We start from the raw sequence: 24,592 nt of genomic DNA on the forward strand, positions 1-24,592 counted from the left end.
TCCCTTCCCGTATTATACCGTCATTTGCCAGATTACTACAAATCATGTTTACCGAATATTCCATCTAATACGATTGGATTTTTTAATCGCTTCTCTTTCAAATTTCTTTCTTATCTCTTTTTGAAACGGATGAAGATACCCACAGTTCTCACAGAAGTAAAAGCCAATATTCCCCCTGATCTTTTGTCCATGAGGCAGAATCGTAAACCCATCACCATATTCTTCCCTTAAGAATATTTCACTTTCCGTCAAATCAGGGTGACCACAATATAAACAACCATTAAACTCCATTTTTCCCACCGCCCCTTTTTGTACATGCCTATGAAGGGAACGGGAATACTATGAATGGATTCGTAGGAAGTTTACTGTAGCCCCTTAATCATTAACACAATAAAAAACATCAAAGAAACAGGAGTGATATAGTGAACTCATCAACACTGGACAATTTACCTCAAGGTAAGAAACATCCGAAAGGGTTATATCTCTTGTTCTTCACAGAATTATGGGAACGGTACAGTTACTATGGCATGAGGGCTCTTCTCGTCCTCTATCTAACAACTGCATTTGTAAGCGGGGGATTGGGTGTGGATCCTGCCAAGGCATTATCCATCTATGGAATTTATACCGGAAGTGTATATTTCACACCAATATTCGGAGGGTGGATGACAGACCGCTATATAGGATTGAGAAGAGCGATTACCATTGGGGGCATCACAATGGCATGCGGGGATTTTTTAATCTTCCTTACCCACTCCCAAACTGGGCTATATGCAGGATTAGCCCTTCTAGTAATCGGAAATGGATTCTTCAAACCGAATATCTCAACCCTGGTTGGTGAGCTCTATCCACGAAATGATAAACGAAAGGATGCAGCATTTACGATCTTTTATATGGGAATTAATCTGGGAGCATTATTCGCACCGCTTATTGCAGGGTTTCTCGCAGAGGATTTATTTCTCAAAACACTTGCGGATGGTACGATGCACTATGGATTTAAATGGGCTTTCCTTGCATCCTCCATCGGAATGGTTACTGGACAAATCATCTTTAGCACATTAAATAATAAGTATCTTGGAAACGTTGGATTAAGGCCCAATAAAGCACTGGCAGAAGAAGCGAACGAGAACCAGAATGTTCCTCTGTCGATGAAAGAAAAGCAGCGGACAAGAGCCATTCTAATCCTAGCCTGCTTTGTCGTTTTCTTCTGGGCTGGCTTTGAACAGGCAGGAAGCTCGTTCACTCTGTATACGAAAAATTTCATCGATCGAGAAGTGTTCGGCTATACTATTCCTGTCGCCTGGTTCCAATCTGTTAACCCCTTGTTCATTGTGATTCTGGCACCGATTCTTTCAAGTGTCTGGTTAAAGCTTTCAAGGTCAAATAGAGGCGACCTGAACATGACGACAAAAATGGGAATCGGAATGATTCTCCTCGGACTCGGATTTATGATCCTCATTCCCGCAGTCATGCAAACGGGTTCGGATGAACAGAATATTACCATGAAGGCAAACTTACTGTTTATCGTCTTTACTTACCTTCTGCACACCCTTGGAGAACTCTTTTTATCACCTGTCGGTTTGTCGCTCGTCAGTAAAGTAGCACCTGTTAAAATCGCATCCTTGCTGATGGGGGTTTGGATGGCTGCCATAGGGGTGGCGAGTCTTCTGGCCGGACAGTTAGCCTCCCTGACAGCCACACTGGGATATTTGGAAATCTTCGCTGTCATCGGTGCCACCGCCATTATCCTGGGCTTAGTCTTACTTGCCATTTCGAAAAAGCTTGTATTGATGATGAGAGAAGAAAACCAAACGTAATAGAAATAGGAAAGCCGCTGGACAATTCCAGTGGTTTTCCTATTTCACCTTTTTCTCAGCTGCACTCCCATTCAGTAATCCACCAATCAATAATATCGTGGAGGAAATGTAAAACCATACAACTAACGTAATGACGCTGCCCAGCTGGCCATAGAACTGGGAATAGTCATTCAGTTTAACATAGGTACCATATAACCAGGAAACCCCTTGCCAGCCAAAGGTTGCGAATAGTGCACCGGGAATGACATGTAGGAAGGAAATTCGTTTACTTGGAACAACCATATAAAGAAACAGGAAGAGTATGAACATAAAGATCGAGCTTAAACCCCATTTTCCAATGACCCACGCTTGACTCCATTCTCCGTTAATCTTCCCTTCTGCGAACCTTGCATGACGGATATATTCCTCAACTACAGGTACGATAAGGGAAAATGAAATAAGGAACATAAAGCCGACTGTCAATAATAAATCATATAATAACGCGATTAAAAAGGGTTTCTTCCTCTCGATTCTATACGCTTGATTCATTGATCTTACCATGGATTGGACGGCCATAGAGGAAAGCCAAAAGGTAAAGAAGATGGAAATGGACAATACATCTCCCCGTTGGTCATACAAAATACGATCAATATTATTTTGAATGATAGCGTATGATTTATCAGGTGCAAAAGGCTTAATCAGAAGCAATACATTGGTTTCCGTTATGGGCAGATAACTAATCAGCGAAAAGACAAAAATTAAAAACGGAAAGATGGATAATAATAAATAATACGCCAACTGTGCAGAATGATCGAAGAAGCGTTCCTTAAAAAATCGAACTGTCACATTCTTAGTATGATGTAAGATATTCATGGTTTTAAACTCCTAAATAGGAAAAGATATTCTTATTTTCCCCTTTCATGCAAAATTCAATCATTTTTGAACAGCTTTGCATTATCATTAGACCTTTCTCCATTTTCCCTGTCAAATGATAAGCGTGAGGAATTACTAAGAGGATATGGAATAGTCCCCGATCCTCACCTCATTCTGCATCCCCTTTTTTCCACTCATCCTCTAATAAACCAAATAGCAGAGAGTCTCTCCACCCATTTTTCATTTTCAGGTCTTGACGGATTCTTCCTTCTAACGTCATTCCGATTTTTGTTAACACTTTATGAGAGGCTATGTTTTGGGACCCACATTTCGCTGAGATTTTATGCAAATTCAACTCAGAGAACCCTCGCTCCACTAACGCTCTTCCAAGGAGAGTTCCGATTCCATTCCCCCAGTAATCAGGATGTAGTATATACCCGATCTCACCTGATTGATGAACGAAGCTCTTGATGATAATTTCTCCTGCACCAATCACACGACCGATTCTCTCATCGACCAAGGCATGAACATACCTTGTTTGTGGAACCACCTTTTCAGCTTTCAACACTTCCTCCACATACGCTAGAGTTTCCACCTCTGAATTCGGGCCCCATGGCTGATACTGAGACACAGTTTCTTGAGACGCATAGAGATGAACGTCCTTCCAATCTTCTTTCTTTAACCTGCGTATATATAAATGAGAAGAAAGATAAATCTTTTCCATGTCATTCACCCCACATGCATAATAAATTGAACTAATATTAACACAACTTTCTGTATTAGGATTAAATTTTTCTGAATGAATGTCACTATTGAACAAATAGACAAGATAAATAAAAAACCAACAATCAAAATTCACGAAAATACCCGTAACTAATAAAGGATTTCCCCCTCTCATTCAAGAAATCAATATATAGAAAGAAAATTTCTTGCATCACTGTTCGAAGCAGACGAAAGGAAAGGGAGAATTGATATGGTAAACAACAAGGAAACAATGGGGAATGAAGATGTATTCACAGACTTTATTAATAAAATGACCTATGGTGAGTATCTTGGTCTGGATACGTTACTCCATAGTCAGAAACGATTATCCGGTCATCATGATGAAATGTTATTCATTATCATTCATCAAGTAAGCGAGTTATGGATGAAATTGATTCTGCATGAAATCAAAGCTAGTATCACTTCCATTCAAAAAGGAGAACTTTCTCCTGCATTTAAAATGTTGGCACGTGTTTCAAAGATTCAATCACAAATCATTCATGCATGGGATGTCCTATCCACACTTACTCCTTCAGAGTATGTACAATTCAGGGACAGCCTTGGACAAGCCTCAGGATTTCAATCCTATCAATATAGAATGATCGAATTTGCTCTTGGGTACAAAACGAAACATGTACTGGAGATTTATAAGAAAGATCCTGAGTTATTAGCCCAACTAAAAGAGGCATACGAGGTCCCTTCCCTATATGATGTTTCCATCCATGCCCTATCAAAAGCGGGCTTACCCATTCATGAAGATGTACTTCTTCGGGACTACAAGAAGCCTTACGAGGAAGATCAGACTGTATTGGATGCATGGACAGAAGTCTATAAGCATCCCGATCAATATTGGGATTTATACGAATTAGCCGAAAAATTGATCGATATTGAGGATTGGCTTCAACAATGGCGTTTCAGACATATGAAAACCGTGGAACGGATCATCGGGCATAAAATGGGCACGGGAGGATCAAGCGGAGTAGGCTATCTAAAAAAGGTTCTGGACCACCGGTTCTTCCCTGAGCTGTGGAATGTGCGTACGAATCTTTAAAAATAAATGACGTAATATTCACACATTCTATCAGCGTATTTTTATTTCCATCATTCGTTAGGGTTGCCTTTTATATGGTTACCTGATATTATGTAAGAGAATTATTTTTGTTCGGAATGGAAGGATAGACAAAGTTTTTAAAGCTTTTCGCCTTGAAGTTACATGAGCAAGAATAGTAATACAATTGTGTGGAGAACACACGAGGAGGTAACATTATGTTAGAAGGTACAGTTAAATGGTTTAACGCAGAAAAAGGTTTCGGATTCATCGAGCGCGAAGGTGGAGACGACGTGTTCGTACACTTCTCAGCTATTCAAGGCGAAGGATTCAAAACTTTAGAAGAAGGTCAAAAAGTTTCTTTCGAAATCGTTCAAGGAAACCGTGGCGACCAAGCTGCTAACGTTACTAAAGCATAATTTATGCTACCCAGGAAGACCCTACTCTGTAGGGTCTTTTTTCTTTGCCCTTATCTATTAAGGCGTTTACAATAGTCTTATCTTTAAAAATAGGAGGCTATAATTTTGACTCGACACTCTTTTCATATCACGACTGATTGGCCAGGTTTACGAAACGATGTAGGAACCTTGAGCTCAGAAAATTTACATATAAACATATCCATCCCTCCAGAAATGGACGGCCCTGGGATTGGAACAAATCCTGATGAAATGCTTCTGGGTGCTGCAGCTACATGTTATATCATTACACTAGCCGCAATGCTTGAACGAAGCCACATCGGGAAAACTGACTTAACGATGACATCTGAAGGAATTGTAGAAGTGGAAAAAGGCGTTATTACGTACAAAGAAATCATTCATCGTCCTGTCTTGACATTAATCCCCTCCCATACAGAAAAAGACATCTCCCTCGCTAAAAAACTGATGATGAAAGCCGAGCAGTCTTGTATGATCACCCGTGCAATCAAGGGAAATGTCATTGTTAGTGTTGATCCCACCCTTCTTCTATAAAAGTCAGAAAAAAGGGCACCCAAGCGGATGCCCTTACTTATATTCAATTCGATTATGATTCAGCGTGAACAAGCTTCACTAACATATGGGAAAGCATATGCTGCTCTTCCTCGTTACCCGCTTTCCATAATTCATATAATAACTTCTCTTCCCTATTCTTTGGCTCTTCATGTGCAGCAAGATAGTCTCCCACTTTTTGGGCTGCCTTAGCTTGCTGCTCTTCATTCATCCCTAACTTATCCGCTAAGGAAACTTTATTACCTAAGTATTGTTTGAAATGATCAAAGTTTGAAAGGATATCCTCTTTTTTGTCCTGAGACATATTGTCTAACGTACTGTCAACTTTCGACTCCATTTTTTCTTCTGTAGAATGATTTGCCATGTAAAACCTCTCCTCTCATTCAATCTAGTATGTATATTCCCACTACCGGGAGAGTTAAACATTTATTTTCATATTTTTGGTAATGGAAGCTCCAACTCTCTGCTTCTTGTTTAAGCAATTTCTCCAGAGTGTATACAATAAAGTGGAACTGAATAATGAGGAGGACGAATCATGAATACACAATTTGATAAACTATTCATTAATGGAGAATGGGTAAAAGGAAGCAGTGAGAATATGATTCCCAATAAAAACCCATTCGATGATACAGAGCTTGTTTCCATTAAAGCTGCCAGTAAAGAAGATCTCGACACCGCATATAAATCAGCACAAAAAGCACAAGAAAGCTGGGCGAGGGAACTTCCTCAAGTAAAAAGAGAAGTGATGGAAAAAGCTGTTCGAGTCGTCGAAAACAATCAGGAGTTGATCATCGATTGGCTCATTAAAGAGTCTGGCAGCACATACATGAAAGCGGCAGGAGAAGTGAAGGTTTCCATTAATAGTATGAAGGAAGCGGCAACCTATCCTTACAGAATGGAAGGGAAAATCCTGCCTTCTCAGGTGCCCGGGAAAGAAAACCGTGTCTATAGAGAACCGCTGGGGGTTGCGGGAGTAATCAGCCCATGGAACTTCCCTTTCCATTTAGCTGTACGCTCAATTGCAACGGCTTTAGCAACCGGAAATGGTGTTGTGGTTAAACCAGCTACCCACACTCCTGTGACAGGCGGACTATTATTTGCGAGCATCTTTGAAGAAGCGGGACTGCCAAAGGGATTACTTAATGTAGTCGTCGGAAAGGGATCAGAAATTGGGGATGATATCGTCACTCATCCGATTCCACGTTTAATCTCCTTTACAGGTTCCACTGAGGTGGGACGTCGGATAGGTGAGCTCGCAGGAAAGAACCTCAAGAAGACTTCTCTTGAGTTAGGTGGGAATAACGTCTTTATCGTCTTGGATGATGCAAATCTTGATCAGGCTGTTGAATCTGCCCTATTCGGTAAGTTCTATCATCAAGGACAAATTTGCATGTCCATAAATCGGATCATGGTTCAAAGAGGCATTTACGATAAATTTATCGAAGCTTTTGTATCTCGTGTAAAAGAACTAAATGCAGGAGATCCTTCACATAAAACAACCCATATCGGTCCTTTAATCGATCAAGATCAAGTAGACCGCATTCTGAAGGATATTGAAAGCAGCAAGGAACAAGGAGCGGAAGTTGTATTAGGAGGCAACGCTGATAAAAACTTATTGCAGCCTACCGTATTAACCCACGTCACAAACTCGATGCCGATCTCGAAGAACGAAATCTTCGGACCTGTGGCCGCAATCATACCTTTTGAAGATGAAGAAGAAGCGATTGTACTTGCCAATGAACATCCTTATGGGTTGAGCGGGGCTGTACATTCATCCTCCATTGAGAGGGCGACGAATCTTGCACACCAAGTACAGACCGGGATGATTCATATAAATGATGAACCTGTGAATGATGAGCCTCATATGCCATTTGGCGGAGAAAAGGATTCTGGTCTTGGCCGCTTTAACGGAGTATGGGCCCTCGAAGAGTTCACAACCGTCAAATGGGTTGCCGTTCAGCACAAGAGAAGAGACTACGGGCCATTTATTGAAGAGAGATAATAAGAAAAGCGAGTCTTGATGACTCGCTTTCTTGTCTTTATAGTTCATCGAACCCATTAGCATCTGATGTCTTGGTATATTGCCTTGATTTTTGTTCAAAGAAATCGGTCTTCCCTCTATCCACTTCCTGATAAGCAATGATCCATTTTAGAGGATTCGATTTATACCCTTGGAATGGTTCTTCAAAGCCTAACTGTTTGGCTCTTTTATTCGCCATGAACTTAATATAATCTTCAAGGTCGCTCATTAACAGCCCATCAACGTGAGATCCGATGATTTCCCTTCCCCACTCTATTTCCAGGATAGCTGCCTGTTTGAAAGCATCATGTCCAAAGTCGCGCAGCTCTTCCGTATGATAAGAGGGGTTCTCGTTCAGTACTTCTTTAAATATTTTTTCAAATAAGCCAACATGCAGCTGTTCATCCCGATTGATGTAATTAATCATCGTAGAGGTCGCCACCATTTTTTGATTTCTGGCCAAATTATAGAAAAAGGCAAATCCGGAGTAAAAGAACAAACCTTCTAGAATCACATCATAAATGATCGATTTTAATAGATTCGCAATGGTAGGAGATTCTACGAAGCCCTTATACCCATTCGTAATAAATTCATTCCGCTTCTTTAAGATTGGATCGTTCTTCCAGAAATCAAACACTTCATCCTGTTTCTTTTTTGACACGATACTCGATAATACATAGCTATAGGAATGATTGTGTACAACCTCTTGCTGTGCAAGAATGATCATCAGCGCATTTAAGCTGGAATCCGTCAGATAGTCTGCCACTTTACCGGCGTAATCTGTCTGCACACTATCAAGTAGAGCCAGTAAACCGATGATTTTTAAAAAGGACTCCTGCTCTCTCGATGAAAGATTCGGAAATTGTTTAATATCCTTTGCCATATTGATTTCAAAAGGTGTCCAGAAATTCCCGAGCATTCTCTTATATTTCGGATATGCCCATGAGAACCTGACATCATCCCAGTTCAATATATTCGAACTTTTCCCATTTACGATACCTGTTGATTTATTTGGTGCCTCTGAATCTATTAAGATTCGCTTCTTCAATCCATTCACGTTATCATCTTCCTCCCGGTTAGCTATGGCAGCTTTCACATTCTTCAAAATTCGAAACAGATGTTGATCTCACATAATAGGTCGTTTTCAACCCTGACTTCCATGCATCTAAATGAAGAGATAATAACTCTATCGCCTTGATATCATTTCGCACATACAAGTTAAACGATATTCCCTGATCTATATGACGCTGTCTCTTCTCATTTTGTTTAATACTCCAGTGCTGATCTACGTTATAGGCCGTTTTGTAATACCAGGTTGTCTTAGGTGATAAATCAGGGGCTGTAACAGGAATCTTATAATCTTTCTTTTCTTCTGAGTACTCTAATCTGAACAAAGGATCTATACTTGCTGTGGATCCGGCTATGATCGAGGTGGATGAATTAGGGGCGACGGCCATTAAATATCCGTTTCGTATCCCTTTAGTAGAAACTTCCTCCCTGAGTACATTCCACCTTGGTCCTGAATATCCTTTTTTGGAAAAATACTCTCCGGTGGACCAATCTGAACCGCTGAAATATGGATAAGATCCTTTTTCTATTGCTAATTCATGACTGGCTTTAATCGTGTAATAGGCAACATCCTCGTATAAGGAATCACAATAATCAACGGCTTCATCGCTCTCCCATTTCAACCCTTTTAAAGCAAGAAGGTGATGCCACCCAAAGGTTCCTAATCCAATCCCTCTATAGCGCCTGTTTGTCAGTTGGGCTTGCAGGACTGGAAGTTTATTTATATCAATGACATTATCCAGTAATCTTACTCCTATGGACACCACTCTTTCCAGCTCATCATCCATTACCGTTTTAGCTAAAGAAACAGATGCCAGATTACAGACGACATAATCTCCCGGAGATTTATAGGTAATGATTTTCCCGTCCTTTATGACCTCTTCTTCCATAATGGTCGCACTCATATTCTGGGCGATTTCCGTACATAAATTACTGCAGTAAATCATCCCCTTATGCTGATTGGCATTTAGCCGATTGACTGTATCTCGGTAAAACATATAGGGTGTTCCCGTTTCAAGCTGGGAAATCATGATCCGCTTGAAAATTTCAATCGCTGGGACCACTTCCCTTGAAAGGTCAGGGTTTTCTACACACTCCCAGTACTTATCCCTGAACGAGCCTTCTCCATCCTTTTCGTCATAGTAATCTTCCAGTGAAAAACCCATGCCTATTTTCACTTCATGAGGATCAAATAAATACCATTCCCCTCTTTTCTCCACTTGCTCCATAAATAAATCAGGTAAGCTGACACCTGTGAAGAGGTCATGAGTACGCTGCCTTTCATCTCCATTATTTAATCGCGTATCAAGAAAAGGAAAAATATCCTTATGCCATACATCTAAATATACAGCGATTGCTCCTTGACGCTGGCCTAATTGATCAACCGATACGGCCGTGTTATTTAATTGCTTCATCCATGGAATAACACCTGAACTTACACCCTTGAAGCCTTTAATATCACTTCCTCTGCTTCGGACTTTCCCTAAATAGATACCCAGGCCTCCACCGTTTTTACTTAATGTGGAAACATCTGTATTGCTGTCATAAATGCTCCTTAAATCATCTGCCACCGTATCAATAAAACAACTTGATAACTGACCATGACTTTTCCCCGCATTGGCGAATGTAGGGGTGGCTACCGTCATATACAAATTGGATAGTGCCCAATACGCTTCCTGAATGAGCGCCATCCGCTTATCACGCGGTTCGTTCATAAAGAGAGTCATGGCAATGATCAATAATCGCTCTTGTGGTAATTCAAGAATCTTTCCATCATGGGATTTTGTTAAATACCGCTCTGTTAATGTGACGATCCCTATGTAAGTAAACAATTGATCTTTAGATGAATCCATGATCGTTGCCAGGAAGTCTATATCTTCTTTTGTATAAGATTCGAGCAGGGCTGACGTATATAATTTCCGATCAGTCAACTCGTGAATTGATTTATTAAAGGAACTGTATAACTTGTCTTTTTCAATTCCCCTGGAATTAGCAACTGTACGATAAAGGTTTTTTAAATAAAGTGTTGCAGCCACATAGGTCCAATCGGGTTCATGGGCAGAAATACGTTCAACTGCAGTGAGAATCATGAAATGATAAAGCTTTTCTTTACTCAGTACAGACTGTCCGTTAGCATACATAAAAATCTTTTCATCGAATTCTTTAAAATGGAGCTGTGGAAAACGACTGTGGAGACTTGTTATAATCTCCTCTGCTTCCACTATTAGTCGCTGCTCTTGTGATACGATTGACATAAATATTCCTCCCAATTTATACAGTGTGGATAGGATTCAAAAAAGCCCATCCTTCAGAAGGATGGGCCTAATATATACGGAGATATGTACATAGACTTAAAGCCTATTACAATCCTCGCTTTATCCTCCCAATTCCCGAAGAAGATAACACGTGAATAAATAAGGCAGGTCTCCTGACTCATGCTTCACCCTACTCTAAGGCCTTCCCATCGTATAAGACAGTGGCAGTTCCTTATTTCGTCAGCACTTACAGTTGCGGGGACAGCTCCGGATTCACACCGGATTCCCTTTTAAGTCCATTCAGACACCCTATTCACAGGTTATAATCAATATATTGTTAAAATCATCAAACATAACACTAAATGTTGTGTTCTGTATCATCATAAACGATTAAAAATGAATTTACAAGTGGAACTATTCACTTTGTTTAGAAGTTGAAATCTTTTAATAGTATCACTCTATTACACTCGTAAAGTCAAGAGTTGTAATAAGTTGAACAGAAGGAAGGATAAATCCTTCCTATGAAATATGCTTATAATTATTATTTTCCATGAAAAGAATAGGAGAAGATTGAATACAACCTTCAAATGGACACTAGTCAGCCGACACCTTCCTACATGTTAGTTGAAGAAAATGTTCCCACTCTCTATAATTCAAATAGAAGGTTGTTTGACAGTATTCTTTGGTCCCCAATATTTTTTATTGGCTGTTTAAATGGAGAATGAACTCGATTTAAACAGCCTCTTTTTTTTAGTTCGGCTTTAATGTATGTGAAAATCCTCTTACAATTTCATTTCTACCCGGGAGCTTTCAGTTCAAATGTAACCGCATACACAATAGTGAAAGAGGGACCATATAAGCAATTTAATGTATTTCAACCTTATTACAATCAATACTTTTCAGCTTAAATACTTTCTTTTTACGGTTTTTTCATTTAAAATGCGCATTAAGTGATTTTTTTCGAAATCACACCTTAGTTCTGAAAGGAGTCTATTATGAAAAAATTATTAACGACTTTACTATTAGCATTACTAACGATTGGACTAGCCGCTTGCGGTTCGAACGAGGAGAGCCAAAAACAAGCTGAAGATAAAGCGAAGACAGAAGAAAAAAGCGATGGACAGGCTCAAGAGGAGCAAGCTAAGCAGATGGAAGAAATGCAGAAGAAAATGGATGAACAAAAGGTTGAAAAAGATAAGATCGTTGCCATTGTAAACGATGAAAAAATTAAAGGTGAAGATTTCAACAACGTATTGACTCAATCACAAATGCAGTATCAACAAATGGGTCAAGACCCGACAAGTAAAGAGGCAGCAAAGAAGATAAAAGAACAAACTATTGATAGTCTGGTTGGACAAACACTCCTTATGCAGCAAGCCGATGAAAAAGGATATAAGGCATCAGAAGATGAAATCAATAAACAACTGGAAGAAGTTAAAAAGCAGTACGGTGATGAAAAGAAGTTTGAAGATGCAATGAAAAAAGCCGGATTCACGATGGATGAGTTAAAAACTCAAATCGCTGAAAACATCAAATACACAAACTACGTTGAGAAAGAAATCAAAGTAGAAGAAGTCTCTGAAGAGGAAATGAAGAAGTTTTACGATCAGTACGCAAGTCAGCAAGGTCAGGGTGAATCAAAGGATGCACCAAAATTTGAAGAAGTTAAACCTCAGATCAAGACTCAGTTAGAACAACAGAAAAAACAAGAAAAGCTTGTTCAACACGTAGAAGATTTAAAGAAAAATGCTAAAGTCGATGTAAAAATCTAAAGCACCATTGTAGAAAGCCACCTGTATAGATAGGTGGCTTTCTTATGTTCTATTCCTCCCCGATGTTTTCCTCTCATCAAGAAGGGTATTGTACAACAACGACTCATTAAGGGAGGATGAAAGATAATGACAAAGAGAGCCAATGACAATCCAGAACAAATCAATAAAGATCATGACGGCATTCTTGATCAGCATGAAAGTGAGCAGAATGTGGACCCAATTCCCCTCGATGACTTAAAAAAAGAGCAGCGGGACGAGAAAAATAAACATCATACGAAAGATGACTCATCAAGCAAAGAATAATACGTTAATCAAAAGCCCTGTGGGATTCCCACAGGGCACTCTTCTTATTTAGATAACCAATCCGTATGGAATGTTCCTTCCTTATCCACTCGCTGATACGTATGGGCTCCAAAATAATCACGTTGGGCTTGAAGGAGGTTGGCAGGGAGTGACTCTGAGCGATAGCTGTCATAATATGCTAAAGCACTCGCTAGACCTGGTACAGGGATACCTAATTTAATGGCTGTAGCCACCACTTCTCTCGCTTCCTCCTGATAGTTTTCTACGATTTCCTTGAAATATGGATCAAGAAGTAAATTCGTTAATCCCGGTTCACGATCATAGGCTTTCTTGATTTCTTCCAGGAAGCCTGCACGAATGATGCATCCACCTCTGAAAATCATGGAAATCTCGCCGGGCTTCAGGTTCCAGTTATACTCATCCGAAGCAGATTGAAGCTGGGCGAAACCTTGTGCATAGGAACAAATTTTGCTTAAATAGAGAGCTTTACGAATCATTTCGATAAACTCTTCTTTGTTACCGGAGAACGTTTTATTCTTCGGCCCTTTTAAAATCTTGCTTGCTTTCACACGTTCTTCCTTCATGGCAGAGATGAAACGGGCAAACACAGACTCAGTAATGATTGATAATGGTACACCTAATTCCAGTGCAGAAATACTCGTCCATTTCCCAGTACCTTTTTGTCCTGCTGTATCCAGGATCACTTCAACAAGGGGCTTTCCTGTTTCTTCATCCACCTTGGTAAAGATATCCGCCGTGATTTCAATCAGGTAGCTGTCCAGCTCCCCCGCGTTCCATTCTTTGAATATCTCATGCAGCTCTGTTGCATTTAAACCTAAGACATTTTTCATGAGATAATACGCTTCACAAATAAGCTGCATATCACTGTACTCAATTCCATTATGGACCATTTTCACATAATGGCCAGATCCGTCAGGACCGATATATGTACTGCACGCGTCGCCTTTAACCTTTGCAGCAATCGCTGTTAAGAAAGGCTCGATTAAGTCATAAGCTTCCTTCTGACCGCTAGGCATAATAGCAGGACCGTATAAAGCCCCCTCTTCACCGCCGGAAACTCCTGCTCCAATGAAGTTGATCCCTTTCTCACCCAGCTCCTTATTTCGGCGAATCGTGTCTTCAAAGTATGTATTTCCTCCATCAATCAGTATATCCCCTTCATCTAAGTGAGGAAGTAAAGATTCAATGGCTTTATCGGTGATGTTACCGGCCGGAACCATGATTAATATTTTTCTTGGTGTTTCTAATGACTGGACGAATTCTTTTACATCGTGAGTTCCGACCATTTTCTTCCCTGTATGCTCTTCAAGGACTTCTCTAACCTTCTCATCAGATACATCATATATAGAAACTGAATAGCCTCTGCTTTCGAAGTTTAAGGCCAAACTCTTTCCCATCACTCCAACACCGGCAACCCCTATTTGTTGTTTTGTCATCTATTGATCATTCCTTTCAAATCGAGTAAATATATTTTCACCGTATATATTATAATACGAAATAAATTTCCCGTGGTGGATTTTTATGAAATAATATTTTTTCATTTTGTTATTTAGGTTAAAATTATTTTCATCAGTATCTAATGTATAAGGAGGTTATTCATGAATACCGATGATAATGTACAGCATTGCTTGCCACGAATCCGTTCCCATTACTCACAATTCAGTGAAAAAGAAAAGATGATTGCAGATTTTATTATTGCTAATCCTGAAAAAATTATCCACTCTACCATTAGTGGTGTAGCAGAGGACCTGGGGGTTGCAGACGCTACAGTCTTCCGATTCTGTAAGCGATTAGGCTTTAAGGGCTACCAGGCTATGAAAATTTCCCTGGCTTCTGACCTTGTAACGCCAATTAAAGATATTCATGAAACGATCAATGAGGAGGACTCTGAAGGAGTTATTGCCCAAAAAGTGTTCCGTTCTAATATTAGGACCCTTGAGGATTCTTCCCGTATGCTGGACGAGGGAATGTTCACGAAAGCCGTTCAAGGGATGCTGAGTGCCAGAAGAATTGAATTTTACGGAACGGGTGGATCTGGCTTTGTTGCCATGGATGCTCATCATAAGTTCCTTAGAACCGGGATGACCACTACGGCTTACAATGATTCTCATATGCAGCTTATCTCAGCTTCTCAATTAACAGAAGAAGATGTGATTGTATTTATCTCTCATTCTGGATCGAACAAAGATCTATTGGAAGTGTTGGACGTAGCGAAGAAGAATCGGGTAACGACCATTGCCATTACTCACTTGGCCAAATCCCCTTTGAGCAACGGGGTCGACATTCCTCTTTTTACAGTATCTCAAGAAACCGAATATCGATCTGAAGCACTTGCTTCAAGAATCAGTCAGCTCAGTATTGTGGATGCCCTCTACGTCAACACCATGATGAAAAGAAAAGAACTGTCGAAAGACTCTTTGCTAAAAATGCGTGACGCGATTTCCATTAAGAAAATATAGTAAGAAGTAAAGGGACGTACCTTTACTTAAGGTCCGTCCCTCATCATTACTTCGGATACTTCAGGGCATTCTTTTCAAGCTTTTTATACACCTCTTCTTCTAAGTCGATATCCATTTTATCAGCCAGTTGGACTAAATAAATCAGGACATCAGCCATTTCTTCTTTAATATTTTGATGTGTCGTTTCCACTGCTTCCCGGCTTGTTTTCCATTGGAAATTCTCCAGGAGTTCATTTGCCTCTAGTGAAATGGAAATGGCCAAATCCTTTTCGTTGTGATTGGCATCCCAGTTTCGTTCATCCCTGAATTCAATGATTTTTTCATACAGTTGTTTCATCTTGTCTCTCCCATTTGCCTATGATCTTTTACCACTTCTTAACTATAACACGGGTGGCACAAAGATTGTGACAGGGAAAACCGACTTTCTTGAGCTTAAACTTCCAGTCTTTCAATGATTGTTGCATTTGCCATCCCATGGCCTTCACACATCGTTTGAAGGCCGTATCTTCCTCCAGAACGCTCCAGCTCATACATCATGCTTACCATGATGCGTGCCCCGCTGGCGCCTAATGGATGCCCCAGGGCGATCGCCCCCCCGTTTGGATTCAGTTTGGAAGGGTCGGCTCCTATCTCTTTTAACCAGGCAAGGGCAACAGGTGCGAATGCTTCATTCACTTCGAATATATCTATTTCCGCCAATGACAATCCTGCTTTCTCCAGGGCTTTCTTCGTTGCAGGTATAGGTCCGGTTAACATGAGGGTAGGATCAGACCCGACCACCACGCGGGTATGAACCTTAAATCTTGCCTTCAACCCTAATTCTTCAGCTTTCTCACGAGTCATTAAAAGAAGTGCGGCAGCCCCATCACTAATTTGGCTTGCATTACCTGCATGAATGATACCATCTTCTTTAAATGCAGGTTTTAAATTTGAAAGCACATCCATCGACGTTTCCTTTCTTGGTCCTTCGTCTTTAGAAAACGGAATTACAGTTCCATCCGGAAGGTTAACCGTCAACTCATATATTTCCCGGTCGAAATAACCAGCCTCTTGAGCTTTTAACGCCTTTTGATGACTTAAAAATGCGAACTGATCAAGCTCTTCACGACTGAATCCGTACTCTTCAGCAATCCGTTCTGCAGATAAACCCTGGTGGATGATTTCGTGTTGACCTCTAAGTTTTTCACTAAAGGGAGCACCCTGATAGTTTGAACCGATTGGCGTTCTTGACATATTCTCCACCCCGCCAGCGATCACGATATCCATGTCGCCGGAAAGAATGGCTTGTGACGCAAAATGGACAGCCTGCTGGCTCGAGCCGCATTGTCGGTCGATTGTCGTACCAGGCACTTCGATTGGAAAACCGGCAATCAATGCAGCCACCCTGGCAATATCACCAGCCTGCTCACCTGATTGAGTAACACAGCCTAATATGACATCATCGATAAGCCCAGGGTCAATCCCGGCTCTCTTCACTAACCCATTCAGCACTTCCCCAGCTAAATCATCGGGCCTCATATCTTTCAACGAACCCTTTCGTCTGCCAACCGCAGATCGTATTCCTTCTACGATAACAACCTCTCTCATCCTGCTCTTCCTTTCTATAATCCAAGATTCTTCGCTATGATCACTTTCATGATCTCATTTGTCCCTGCATAAATACTGGCAACAGGAATATCCCTGTATCTTCTCGCAATTTGATACTCTTCCATGTAGCCGTATCCACCATGAAGCTGCATGCATTCAGTGGCGATTTGCCTTGCCATTTCAGTCAATTTATATTTGGCCATGGAAACCTTCGTCACGACATCTTTCCCATCCATATGTTCGGCGATCAAACCATCGAGGAATACCCTGCCCATCTCAATATCCGTCGCCATTTCCGCTATCTTAAATTGTGTATTCTGAAATTCACCAATTGCCCTTCCGAACGCTTGACGGCTTTTCACATAATCCATCGTAAGAGAGAACATTTCTTCTGAAGCAGTCTGAGCAGCAATCGCTACGATAAGACGTTCTTGCTGGAGCTTATTCATCAGATATTGAAATCCTTTGCCCTCTTCCCCAATCAAATTATCTTTCGGCACCTTGCAATCCTCAAAGATCAGCTCGGCTGTATCTTGACAGTGCAAACCAACTTTCTCAAGCTTCCTTCCCCTGGAGAATCCGGGTGCATCCCTTTCGATAGCCAACAAACTAATACCCTTGTGAGGCGGACTGATAGTGGTATCTGTTTTACATGCCACAATCACTAAATCCCCCTGTATACCATTTGTGATGAAGGTCTTTTGACCATTCACAATATAGTGGTCCCCCTCAAGCTTAGCCGTCGTTTTAATCCCGGCTAAATCAGATCCTGTACCAGGTTCTGTCATGGCAATGGCGGTTATCATGTTTCCACTCGTGCATTCAGGAAGCCACTTTTTTTTCTGTTCCTCACTTCCATATTCAGATATATACGGGACTACAATGTCACTGTGCAATCCTATCCCGATCAGACCAGAACCCACCCGTTCCAATTCTTCATTGATAATGACGGAAAATCCCCAATCCACTCCGCTTCCACCGTACTCTTCGTCAACGTCGGGACAAAGAAACCCTTTTTCTCCCATTTTCACCCAAAACGACCTGGGCACCATTCTGTTTTTCTCCCAATCATCATAAAAAGGATAAGCTTCTTTAAGTAAAAATTTTCGAAGTGCCTGCCTGAATATGCTATGATCCTCCGTTAAATAAGGATGTTTCATACTTACTCGACCTCTTTTCATACGGGATGCCCTTTATTAAGCGTTTTCATTTACATGAAAATGAATGAACATGCATTCACTTAGTGGTTTACATTTCCCCATAGTTTCAAATGGTTACTTAGGCTGCATTCTAATCGCCCCGTCCAATCGGATCGTTTCACCGTTCAGCATTGGATTTTCGAGTATACTCTTCACTAATTGAGCATATTCAGAAGGGTAACCGAGCCTTGGGGGAAAGGGCACCATTTTCCCAAGCGAATTTCTTGCTTCATCCGGCAGAGTGTCAAACATCGGGGTATGAAATAACCCTGGCGCAATCGTCATGACTCTGATACCATCCCTTGCAAGCTCCCTGGCAATCGGAAGTGTCATCCCGACCACTCCCCCCTTTGATGCACTATAAGCAGCCTGACCGATTTGCCCGTCAAATGCCGCAACTGAAGCTGTATTGACGATAACTCCTCTTTCCCCATGCTCGTTTGGAGTATTTCCCATCATCCTCTCTGCAGCCAAACGAATCACATTGAACGTACCAATTAAGTTAATCTCAATTACCTTGGAAAAGCGATCAAGAGAGTGAATCCCTTTTCTTCCAACCACTTTCCCTGGTGGAGCAATCCCTGCACAATTCACTACTGTATTAAAACCGCCAAAAGCCTTTATCGACCCTTTCAAGGCTTTTAACACCTGATCTTCCTTTGTAACGTCTGTTTTATAAAATCCAATGGATTCTCCATACTCCTCTTTCAAGGCAGTTGCTCTCTCTTCATTGAGATCCAGTATATACGCCTTACCACCTTCCTCAATGATCCTTCTTACTGTAGCTTCCCCCAGTCCGGATGCACCACCTGTCACTAAGGCGACTATTTCTTTCATTTCCACTATCAATCCCTCCACTCATGTAAAGCATATATTATAATTTTAGCGTTGTATGGAGAAAAAAGATATAATGTTTTTAAAATTCTGTCTACTCAAAACCCCTTCCCTTACTTACCAAGGATAACGAAATATCACTTGTAAAGAATAAGAATGAAACAACCATTAACAATTTAGGAGGAAACAACGATGACTAATAAAAATGATAATCGTGAACGAAAAAATAAATACCCAAACAACAAAAAAAGCGATACTGAATTCTCGAAAGAACTCAATATTCGCAGTGAAATGACAAAGAAAGATTTAGGAAAATAAATAGCAGGAAATGTGAAGGAAGCTGTTTTTACAAGTGTCCGGTTTCATTGGGGCATACCCGACTGACGTGCATCGGTTCTTTTATTTAGCCCGGGTCATTTAAATATCTCCATAAAAAAACAGACTCACGAATGAGTCTGTTTTTGGAGTTGTAAAGTTAGATTATGCTTTACGTACGTTAGCTGCTTGTGGTCCACGAGCACCTTGTTCTACGTCGAAAGATACTTCTTGACCTTCGTCAAGAGATTTGAAACCTTCACCTTGGATCGCTGAGAAGTGTACGAATACGTCGTCTCCACCTTCTACTTCGATGAATCCGAAACCTTTTTCTGCGTTAAACCATTTTACTTTACCATTTTCCATGTTTGTTGCCTCCTAAAGTGCGTTACACACAATGTATTACTATTCTTGCGATATCAGGTGAAAACCAAATCTTGTTCTTCCCTCGTATACCGGACAAAAATAATTCTTCTATAGAATAACAGTAATGAAACAAATAAGCAAGTTCTTCAAGGAGAAGTTTTGAAAGTCAGACCTCTTGAGACAAACTTCCCCCATCAAAGGGTTTCTTGGTATGACTAATGAATACTGCCCTTATGCCCTTTAAAGCGCTAACAATATTTTTATCAAGATTTATCACTAATGGGAGTCTAAAATGAAGGGTAACCTGTGGTATAATAAGAGAATATGAAAGGGAGTGCCCAATGAAATCCACAAAAAATCGGTTTAGTAATGGCGCAATGGTTACGATAAAGGAAACTGGCGAAACAGTGACAATATTGAAATGGCAATACGTTAAAAACATGAAGCGATACTCATATATCGTAAAAGAACATCCCGGCACGTTTTATTTTGAGGAAGAATTAGAAGTCAATTAAAAGAATTGATCATATCATAATATGATTTTGGCAAGGACTCTTACGTGAATTCCAACAGAGTCCTTTTTACTTGCCTCTTTTCACAATATGTGTGGTAGTTGATTTCCGCTGCAGGAAGCTCGCTTTCCTCGGCGCTGACCTTTAACTCTGAGAGTTCTTTATAAAAGACTGATCTACATATAAAAGAAGAAAGCCTGCACCTTAAATAAGGTGCAGGCTTTCTTTATGTATGACCTGTGAGGGATTCGAACCCACGACCCCTTCCCTGTCAAGGAAGTGCTCTCCCACTGAGCTAACAAGTCGCAATGGAAGGTATATATTAAATTATAGTCATAATGGGAAAAATGTCAATCATTTTTTTGTTCTATACATTTTTCTTCTGGGAATCCATGTATAGAAGAACATTCGTTCGTATATACTATGAGTATACTTCCAGGAGAGGAGTTCAAAAATGTATACGGTATTACATCGCTCATTCATGGACCAACGCCCCATTGAAATAATCTATATGAATCCTGAGTCCATTTGTACGAAAAGAAAAATCATAGTAAAAAAAATCGATGGGGACATTATTCTGGCCTATTGCTTTTTACGAGAAGCGTTTCGCCGATTCAGACTACATGATATTTTGGCCGCTTATCCCCTTCTTTGTTATGAGAAACGAACTATATCCTAGTTGGTAACTAAAATACAAGAGGCTGACCCTATAAAGGGCCAGCCTCACGTTTGTTTATGCTGTTGCTTTCGTTGGTGTTTTGTCTTCCCTTTTAATGAAGAATTGTAAAGCCAACATTACACCGAACAGGATTAATCCTAAGATATCTGTCATGCCCTCTGGATAGATCAGCATTAATCCAGCTGCTACACAAAGAAAACGTTCTATAATATACACTCTTCGGTACCAATATCCAATCATACCTGCACCAATGGCCATCATTCCCGTAATGGCGGTAAATACAACCCATAATAATTCAGGGATTGTTGTATCAATCATAAGCAACTCAGGAGACAGTACGAACATATACGGAATGATAAAGGCGGCAATCGCTAATTTGGCAGAATTGACCCCGGTCCGTATCGGCTCCCCTCCTGATACCCCTGCGGCGGCAAATGCTGCAAGAGCCACTGGTGGCGTGATATCTGCGATGATACCAAAGTAAAAGACAAATAAATGAGCCGCTAACTCAGGTGCACCTAACAGGATGATCGCAGGTGCCGCGATTGTGGACGTGATTACATAGTTGGCCGTTGTTGGTGATCCCATTCCCAACACAATCGATGCAATCATCGTAAACACCAATGTCAGGATTAATTTACCTTCTGTTGAATTTGTTAAGTCTGCAGCAAGGTCAACCAAACCATTCGCAAGTGTAAGGCCTAATCCGGTTTTCGTCACTACCCCGACAATCATCCCTGCAGCAGCAGTCGCTACAGCTACGGAAAGAGCAGTCCGAGCACCATCTACTAGTGCGTCGACTGCATCTTTAAAGCCAATCCTTGTCTCTTTTCGAATCGCACTAATCACGATTGTAGCAACAATTGACCAAAGTGCTGCACGCATAACACTCATACCACTGACTAATAAAATAATGACCGTAAGAATCGGCATTAATAAGTAGATTTTCTTTAAAACTTCTTTACGATTCGGCATTTCTTCGTCTGAAAGTCCCCGAAGACCGATGCGCTTCGCTTCAAAATGAGTCATAATCCAAATTCCTGTGAAATACAAAAGAGCAGGAATGGTGGCAGCCTTTGCAATATCCCAGTAAGAGATACCACCGATGAATTCAACCATTAGGAATGCTGCAGCTCCCATGATTGGGGGCATTAACTGGCCACCCGTTGATGCTGCTGCCTCTACTCCACCTGCAAACTCTTTACGATAGCCAAGCTTTTTCATCATTGGAATCGTAAAGGAACCAGATGTTACAACGTTCGCAACGGAACTTCCGCTGATCGTTCCTTGCAATGCACTCGAGAATATGGCAACCTTTGCAGGACCACCAGTGCGTTTACCGGCGATCGCAACAGCCAGATCATTAAAGTATTGACCCACGCCGGTTTTAACGAGGAAGGCACCGAATAACAAGAACAGGAAGATGAAGGTTGCTGAAACATATAATGGCGTTCCAAGAATCCCTTCACTTGTGAAGAACATCGTTTTAACGATATCGTCCCAATCATAGCCTCTATGTGCCAGGAATCCAGGCATCAATCTTCCATAATACATATAGAGAATGAATGAAGAGGCAATAATGGTGATGGGCAAGCCGACAGCACGACGGGTTGCTTCTAATACTAAGATCATCGCAGCAAAACCAACATAAAAATCAAGCGATGTCATTAATCCCACTCTGCTGACAATGTCGTCCTGCATAATCGGCCAATACGCTCCAATTCCGACAGATATGATAGAGAGAACGACATCATACCAAGCCACTTTATCTTTACGTAAATTTTTCTTTCTTGCCGGGAATAACAGAAAGACAAGTGATAAAGCGAACCCTAGATGTATGGATAATAATAATTGTCTAGGGATGAATTGAAAGATTGATGCTACTAATTGAAATAATGAAAATGCTAATAAACCAAAGAATATAACCCATTTGAACAGTCCATGATGCAGCTTTCTCGTTGATGATTCAGGATCATATTTTTCTAGTAGTTCTTGTTGTTGTTCGGAGGTTAATGATTCGAATTCTTTATCTTTTTCCAACAACAGTCACTCCTTTCCACTGATCATAAAGTGATTGTTTCTTTAATTGTACCCGAACAACAGACCCTTTATCGAAATAGTCGGCTAAAGGATAGGCCTTACCATCAACCACGAGTCGATGATTGGCAACTACTTGCCCGATTCGGATATCAATGTACGGAAACACTTTATTCATATTTGAAATTAAGTATTTTCCTTCCTTTGTTACTTCAAAGTGTTCATTTCCTTCTGCATTTGCAGGCATGCCAATGGCAGTATCCTCATAAAGTAGCTTTGTTTGTTGAATTTGATCTGTAGATTGGCGATAAAACTCTTCTACTTCTGAGAGATGGATAGAATGAGTGTAACGAACCGAAAATGTATGATCATCAGGTAGTCTGAAATTGACAGGATCACCCTCCGTACTCCTCGGTTCGATTACCAGATATGTTTGAAAGGGAATAAAAGTGATGAATAAAAGAGCAAGAATAATGAGAATTGTTCCTATGAATGTAATTTTCTTCATAACAAAGTCCCCACCATTCCATTTACTACTGCTTTACTTACCATATTTTTAGCCTATACCAAAACAAAAGAATAGACCGTTTTACGCGGCCTATCCCTTCGTCTATCTGCTGGTGTGGATCTATTCCATTGAAACGCCTTTTTCATCAAAGTATTTCTTCGCACCAGGATGTAATTCAATTCCCATACCCTTCAGTCCATCTTCAGCCTTGATTAACTTACCTTTGGCATGAGTGATTGCATCTGTATTTTCAAAAATGGCTTTTGTAACATCATAGATTACATCTTCGGAAATATCAGCATTTGTTACTAACATTGCACGAACAGCAACTGTTGTAACTGCCTCATCGACTTTACTGTACGTCCCAGAAGGAATTTCGTCCTCGGAGTAGTACGGATATTTTTCGATCAGCTCACTGATTTTGCCGGATTCAACTGGTACGATTGCGATGTCTTCCGTTGCTGCTAACCCTTCAACCGCTCCTGTTGGCGTACCTGAAGTGATGAACGCTGCATCGATTGTACCATCTTGGATACCTGTTGTTGAATCATCAAATGATAAGTTACGAGCCTCTAAATCTTCTAAAGTGATTCCGTGAACTTCCAGGATTTGTTTCGCATTAAGTAAAGTTCCTGATCCTGCTTCACCGACTGAAACGACTTTACCCTTTAAATCTTCAACTGACTGGATACCTGAATCCTTTGTTGTAACGATTTGAATCGTTTCAGGATAAAGAGTAGCAATTCCACGTGCATTTTCTACCTTGTTATCGCTGAACATTTCTGTTCCTTCAGATGCATAAGAAGCGATATCTGTTTGTGTAAAAGCGATTTCAGTTTTTCCATCTTTAATAGATGCCATATTTTCCGCAGATGCACCAGATGTTGAAGCAGATGCTTTAATTCCTGTTTCATCTTGAATGATTTTAGCAAATGTTCCGCCTAACGGGTAATATGTACCCCCTGTTCCACCTGTAGCAATTCCAATGAAGTCAACCTCTTTGTTACCTTCACCCTCAGATGATCCTCCACCTGATCCGCCGCCACATGCAGCAAGAATGACAGATAGAACTAGAAGTAGTGCAGTGCTTAGAAATAAACTGCGTTTTTTCATATTCTAATTCCCCCTATTAAATTTTATACGTTAACGAAATAATTGTAACACAGTCTGTAACAATCTTGTCAAATCAAATACA

Annotated in this window: 25 protein-coding genes, 1 tRNA gene and 1 riboswitch; of the genes, 10 read left to right on the forward strand and 16 right to left on the reverse strand. The window is 40.6% G+C overall.

The window, feature by feature from the left end:
• Positions 1-48 precede the first annotated feature (48 nt).
• Complete coding sequence (locus ACFQWC_RS09020; RefSeq protein WP_299740383.1) at positions 49-291, reverse strand: hypothetical protein; 243 nt, start codon at positions 289-291, stop codon at positions 49-51.
• A gap of 128 nt (positions 292-419) precedes the next feature.
• Here ACFQWC_RS09020 and ACFQWC_RS09025 point away from each other — a divergent pair, with 128 nt between their 5' ends.
• Complete coding sequence (locus ACFQWC_RS09025; RefSeq protein WP_377107269.1) at positions 420-1,814, forward strand: peptide MFS transporter; 1,395 nt, start codon at positions 420-422, stop codon at positions 1,812-1,814.
• A 39-nt stretch (positions 1,815-1,853) separates the two neighbouring features.
• Here the strand turns inward: ACFQWC_RS09025 and ACFQWC_RS09030 are convergent, their stop codons facing one another.
• Positions 1,854-2,666 (reverse strand): YihY/virulence factor BrkB family protein, encoded by an 813-nt coding sequence (locus tag ACFQWC_RS09030; protein WP_299740380.1) that lies wholly within the window; start codon positions 2,664-2,666, stop codon positions 1,854-1,856.
• Between the two features lie 169 nt (positions 2,667-2,835).
• Complete coding sequence (locus ACFQWC_RS09035; RefSeq protein WP_299740378.1) at positions 2,836-3,390, reverse strand: GNAT family N-acetyltransferase; 555 nt, start codon at positions 3,388-3,390, stop codon at positions 2,836-2,838.
• A 249-nt stretch (positions 3,391-3,639) separates the two neighbouring features.
• Here ACFQWC_RS09035 and kynA point away from each other — a divergent pair, with 249 nt between their 5' ends.
• From kynA to ACFQWC_RS09050, 3 genes are all read left to right on the forward strand, one after another.
• Positions 3,640-4,479 (forward strand): tryptophan 2,3-dioxygenase, encoded by an 840-nt coding sequence (gene kynA / locus ACFQWC_RS09040; RefSeq protein ID WP_377106940.1) that lies wholly within the window; start codon positions 3,640-3,642, stop codon positions 4,477-4,479.
• Between the two features lie 215 nt (positions 4,480-4,694).
• A complete protein-coding gene (locus tag ACFQWC_RS09045) occupies positions 4,695-4,895 on the forward strand; it encodes a cold-shock protein (RefSeq protein WP_034763568.1) in 201 nt (66 codons plus the stop codon).
• A 105-nt stretch (positions 4,896-5,000) separates the two neighbouring features.
• Entirely contained in the window at positions 5,001-5,444 is a 444-nt protein-coding gene (locus ACFQWC_RS09050; RefSeq protein ID WP_377106943.1) for an SACOL1771 family peroxiredoxin, read from the forward strand.
• Between the two features lie 52 nt (positions 5,445-5,496).
• On the opposite strand, the gene ACFQWC_RS09055 is transcribed toward ACFQWC_RS09050, so the two are convergent.
• On the reverse strand, positions 5,497-5,826 hold the full coding sequence (locus ACFQWC_RS09055) for a DUF3243 domain-containing protein (protein WP_299740369.1): 330 nt from the start codon (positions 5,824-5,826) through the stop codon (positions 5,497-5,499).
• 171 nt (positions 5,827-5,997) lie between these two features.
• Here ACFQWC_RS09055 and ACFQWC_RS09060 point away from each other — a divergent pair, with 171 nt between their 5' ends.
• Complete coding sequence (locus ACFQWC_RS09060) at positions 5,998-7,464, forward strand: aldehyde dehydrogenase family protein (RefSeq protein WP_341357815.1); 1,467 nt, start codon at positions 5,998-6,000, stop codon at positions 7,462-7,464.
• 37 nt (positions 7,465-7,501) lie between these two features.
• On the opposite strand, the gene ACFQWC_RS09065 is transcribed toward ACFQWC_RS09060, so the two are convergent.
• Complete coding sequence (locus ACFQWC_RS09065; RefSeq protein ID WP_299740365.1) at positions 7,502-8,539, reverse strand: ribonucleotide-diphosphate reductase subunit beta; 1,038 nt, start codon at positions 8,537-8,539, stop codon at positions 7,502-7,504.
• Between the two features lie 19 nt (positions 8,540-8,558).
• Complete coding sequence (locus ACFQWC_RS09070) at positions 8,559-10,805, reverse strand: ribonucleoside-diphosphate reductase subunit alpha (protein WP_299740363.1); 2,247 nt, start codon at positions 10,803-10,805, stop codon at positions 8,559-8,561.
• Positions 10,806-10,951: 146 nt separating this feature from the next.
• Positions 10,952-11,132, reverse strand: a riboswitch (cobalamin riboswitch).
• 668 nt (positions 11,133-11,800) lie between these two features.
• On the opposite strand from ACFQWC_RS09070, the gene ACFQWC_RS09075 reads away from it, so the two are divergent.
• A complete protein-coding gene (locus ACFQWC_RS09075) occupies positions 11,801-12,577 on the forward strand; it encodes a SurA N-terminal domain-containing protein (RefSeq protein WP_299740361.1) in 777 nt (258 codons plus the stop codon).
• Positions 12,578-12,703: 126 nt separating this feature from the next.
• Entirely contained in the window at positions 12,704-12,880 is a 177-nt protein-coding gene (locus tag ACFQWC_RS09080) for a hypothetical protein (protein ID WP_181778144.1), read from the forward strand.
• A 44-nt stretch (positions 12,881-12,924) separates the two neighbouring features.
• On the opposite strand, the gene gndA is transcribed toward ACFQWC_RS09080, so the two are convergent.
• Positions 12,925-14,337 carry an NADP-dependent phosphogluconate dehydrogenase gene (gene gndA / locus ACFQWC_RS09085; RefSeq protein WP_299740358.1) on the reverse strand — a complete coding sequence of 471 codons (1,413 nt, stop codon included), beginning with the start codon at positions 14,335-14,337 and terminating at the stop codon, positions 12,925-12,927.
• Between the two features lie 162 nt (positions 14,338-14,499).
• Here gndA and ACFQWC_RS09090 point away from each other — a divergent pair, with 162 nt between their 5' ends.
• The gene (locus ACFQWC_RS09090) at positions 14,500-15,360 is read left to right on the forward strand and encodes a MurR/RpiR family transcriptional regulator (protein ID WP_299740356.1); all 861 of its coding nucleotides are present in this window, start codon (positions 14,500-14,502) and stop codon (positions 15,358-15,360) included.
• Between the two features lie 46 nt (positions 15,361-15,406).
• Here ACFQWC_RS09090 and ACFQWC_RS09095 read toward each other — a convergent pair whose 3' ends face one another.
• The 4 genes from ACFQWC_RS09095 to ACFQWC_RS09110 form a co-directional block, all read right to left on the reverse strand.
• Positions 15,407-15,697, reverse strand: coding sequence for a nucleotide pyrophosphohydrolase (locus ACFQWC_RS09095; protein ID WP_299740355.1), 291 nt, complete (start codon positions 15,695-15,697; stop codon positions 15,407-15,409).
• A 95-nt stretch (positions 15,698-15,792) separates the two neighbouring features.
• Positions 15,793-16,947, reverse strand: a complete 1,155-nt coding sequence (locus ACFQWC_RS09100; protein ID WP_299740353.1) for a thiolase family protein — start codon at positions 16,945-16,947, stop codon at positions 15,793-15,795.
• 14 nt (positions 16,948-16,961) lie between these two features.
• Positions 16,962-18,107, reverse strand: a complete 1,146-nt coding sequence (locus tag ACFQWC_RS09105) for an acyl-CoA dehydrogenase family protein (RefSeq protein ID WP_299740351.1) — start codon at positions 18,105-18,107, stop codon at positions 16,962-16,964.
• A 114-nt stretch (positions 18,108-18,221) separates the two neighbouring features.
• Positions 18,222-18,989: a 3-hydroxyacyl-CoA dehydrogenase gene (locus ACFQWC_RS09110; RefSeq protein ID WP_299740349.1), complete on the reverse strand. Its 768-nt coding sequence runs from the start codon at positions 18,987-18,989 to the stop codon at positions 18,222-18,224.
• A 183-nt stretch (positions 18,990-19,172) separates the two neighbouring features.
• Between ACFQWC_RS09110 and ACFQWC_RS09115 the strand changes: the two genes are divergently transcribed.
• Positions 19,173-19,298, forward strand: a complete 126-nt coding sequence (locus ACFQWC_RS09115) for a hypothetical protein (RefSeq protein ID WP_299740347.1) — start codon at positions 19,173-19,175, stop codon at positions 19,296-19,298.
• Positions 19,299-19,460: 162 nt separating this feature from the next.
• On the opposite strand, the gene ACFQWC_RS09120 is transcribed toward ACFQWC_RS09115, so the two are convergent.
• A complete protein-coding gene (locus ACFQWC_RS09120) occupies positions 19,461-19,661 on the reverse strand; it encodes a cold-shock protein (RefSeq protein ID WP_034763533.1) in 201 nt (66 codons plus the stop codon).
• A 341-nt stretch (positions 19,662-20,002) separates the two neighbouring features.
• Between ACFQWC_RS09120 and ACFQWC_RS09125 the strand changes: the two genes are divergently transcribed.
• Positions 20,003-20,176 (forward strand): hypothetical protein, encoded by a 174-nt coding sequence (locus ACFQWC_RS09125; protein WP_187443334.1) that lies wholly within the window; start codon positions 20,003-20,005, stop codon positions 20,174-20,176.
• 230 nt (positions 20,177-20,406) lie between these two features.
• On the opposite strand, the gene ACFQWC_RS09130 is transcribed toward ACFQWC_RS09125, so the two are convergent.
• The 4 genes from ACFQWC_RS09130 to ACFQWC_RS09145 form a co-directional block, all read right to left on the reverse strand.
• Positions 20,407-20,478: transfer RNA gene (locus ACFQWC_RS09130), tRNA-Val, on the reverse strand.
• A gap of 428 nt (positions 20,479-20,906) precedes the next feature.
• Positions 20,907-22,892: a TRAP transporter permease gene (locus ACFQWC_RS09135; protein ID WP_299740343.1), complete on the reverse strand. Its 1,986-nt coding sequence runs from the start codon at positions 22,890-22,892 to the stop codon at positions 20,907-20,909.
• Positions 22,879-23,397 (reverse strand): DUF1850 domain-containing protein, encoded by a 519-nt coding sequence (locus ACFQWC_RS09140; protein ID WP_299740341.1) that lies wholly within the window; start codon positions 23,395-23,397, stop codon positions 22,879-22,881. The genes ACFQWC_RS09135 and ACFQWC_RS09140 overlap by 14 nt, the downstream gene beginning before the upstream one ends.
• A gap of 120 nt (positions 23,398-23,517) precedes the next feature.
• The gene (locus ACFQWC_RS09145; RefSeq protein WP_299740339.1) at positions 23,518-24,510 is read right to left on the reverse strand and encodes a TAXI family TRAP transporter solute-binding subunit; all 993 of its coding nucleotides are present in this window, start codon (positions 24,508-24,510) and stop codon (positions 23,518-23,520) included.
• Between the last annotated feature and the right edge of the window lie 82 nt (positions 24,511-24,592).

Origin of the sequence: Rossellomorea sp. GCM10028870 (assembly GCF_042666755.1) — a bacterium.
Lineage (GTDB): Bacteria > Bacillota > Bacilli > Bacillales > Bacillaceae_B > Rossellomorea.

Bases quoted from the DNA above. Each gene is read 5' to 3' on its own strand.
- ACFQWC_RS09020 (WP_299740383.1), bottom strand. From the start codon at position 291: ATGGAGTTTAATGGTTGTTTATATTGTGGTCACCCTGATTTGACGGAA.
- ACFQWC_RS09030 (WP_299740380.1), bottom strand. From the start codon at position 2,666: ATGAATATCTTACATCATACTAAGAATGTGACAGTTCGATTTTTTAAG.
- ACFQWC_RS09035 (WP_299740378.1), bottom strand. From the start codon at position 3,390: ATGGAAAAGATTTATCTTTCTTCTCATTTATATATACGCAGGTTAAAG.
- kynA (WP_377106940.1), top strand. From the start codon at position 3,640: ATGGTAAACAACAAGGAAACAATGGGGAATGAAGATGTATTCACAGAC.
- ACFQWC_RS09045 (WP_034763568.1), top strand. From the start codon at position 4,695: ATGTTAGAAGGTACAGTTAAATGGTTTAACGCAGAAAAAGGTTTCGGA.
- ACFQWC_RS09055 (WP_299740369.1), bottom strand. From the start codon at position 5,826: ATGGCAAATCATTCTACAGAAGAAAAAATGGAGTCGAAAGTTGACAGT.
- ACFQWC_RS09060 (WP_341357815.1), top strand. From the start codon at position 5,998: ATGAATACACAATTTGATAAACTATTCATTAATGGAGAATGGGTAAAA.
- ACFQWC_RS09070 (WP_299740363.1), bottom strand. From the start codon at position 10,805: ATGTCAATCGTATCACAAGAGCAGCGACTAATAGTGGAAGCAGAGGAG.
- ACFQWC_RS09075 (WP_299740361.1), top strand. From the start codon at position 11,801: ATGAAAAAATTATTAACGACTTTACTATTAGCATTACTAACGATTGGA.
- ACFQWC_RS09080 (WP_181778144.1), top strand. From the start codon at position 12,704: ATGACAAAGAGAGCCAATGACAATCCAGAACAAATCAATAAAGATCAT.
- gndA (WP_299740358.1), bottom strand. From the start codon at position 14,337: ATGACAAAACAACAAATAGGGGTTGCCGGTGTTGGAGTGATGGGAAAG.
- ACFQWC_RS09090 (WP_299740356.1), top strand. From the start codon at position 14,500: ATGAATACCGATGATAATGTACAGCATTGCTTGCCACGAATCCGTTCC.
- ACFQWC_RS09095 (WP_299740355.1), bottom strand. From the start codon at position 15,697: ATGAAACAACTGTATGAAAAAATCATTGAATTCAGGGATGAACGAAAC.
- ACFQWC_RS09100 (WP_299740353.1), bottom strand. From the start codon at position 16,947: ATGAGAGAGGTTGTTATCGTAGAAGGAATACGATCTGCGGTTGGCAGA.
- ACFQWC_RS09105 (WP_299740351.1), bottom strand. From the start codon at position 18,107: ATGAAACATCCTTATTTAACGGAGGATCATAGCATATTCAGGCAGGCA.
- ACFQWC_RS09115 (WP_299740347.1), top strand. From the start codon at position 19,173: ATGACTAATAAAAATGATAATCGTGAACGAAAAAATAAATACCCAAAC.
- ACFQWC_RS09120 (WP_034763533.1), bottom strand. From the start codon at position 19,661: ATGGAAAATGGTAAAGTAAAATGGTTTAACGCAGAAAAAGGTTTCGGA.
- ACFQWC_RS09125 (WP_187443334.1), top strand. From the start codon at position 20,003: ATGAAATCCACAAAAAATCGGTTTAGTAATGGCGCAATGGTTACGATA.
- ACFQWC_RS09140 (WP_299740341.1), bottom strand. From the start codon at position 23,397: ATGAAGAAAATTACATTCATAGGAACAATTCTCATTATTCTTGCTCTT.
- ACFQWC_RS09145 (WP_299740339.1), bottom strand. From the start codon at position 24,510: ATGAAAAAACGCAGTTTATTTCTAAGCACTGCACTACTTCTAGTTCTA.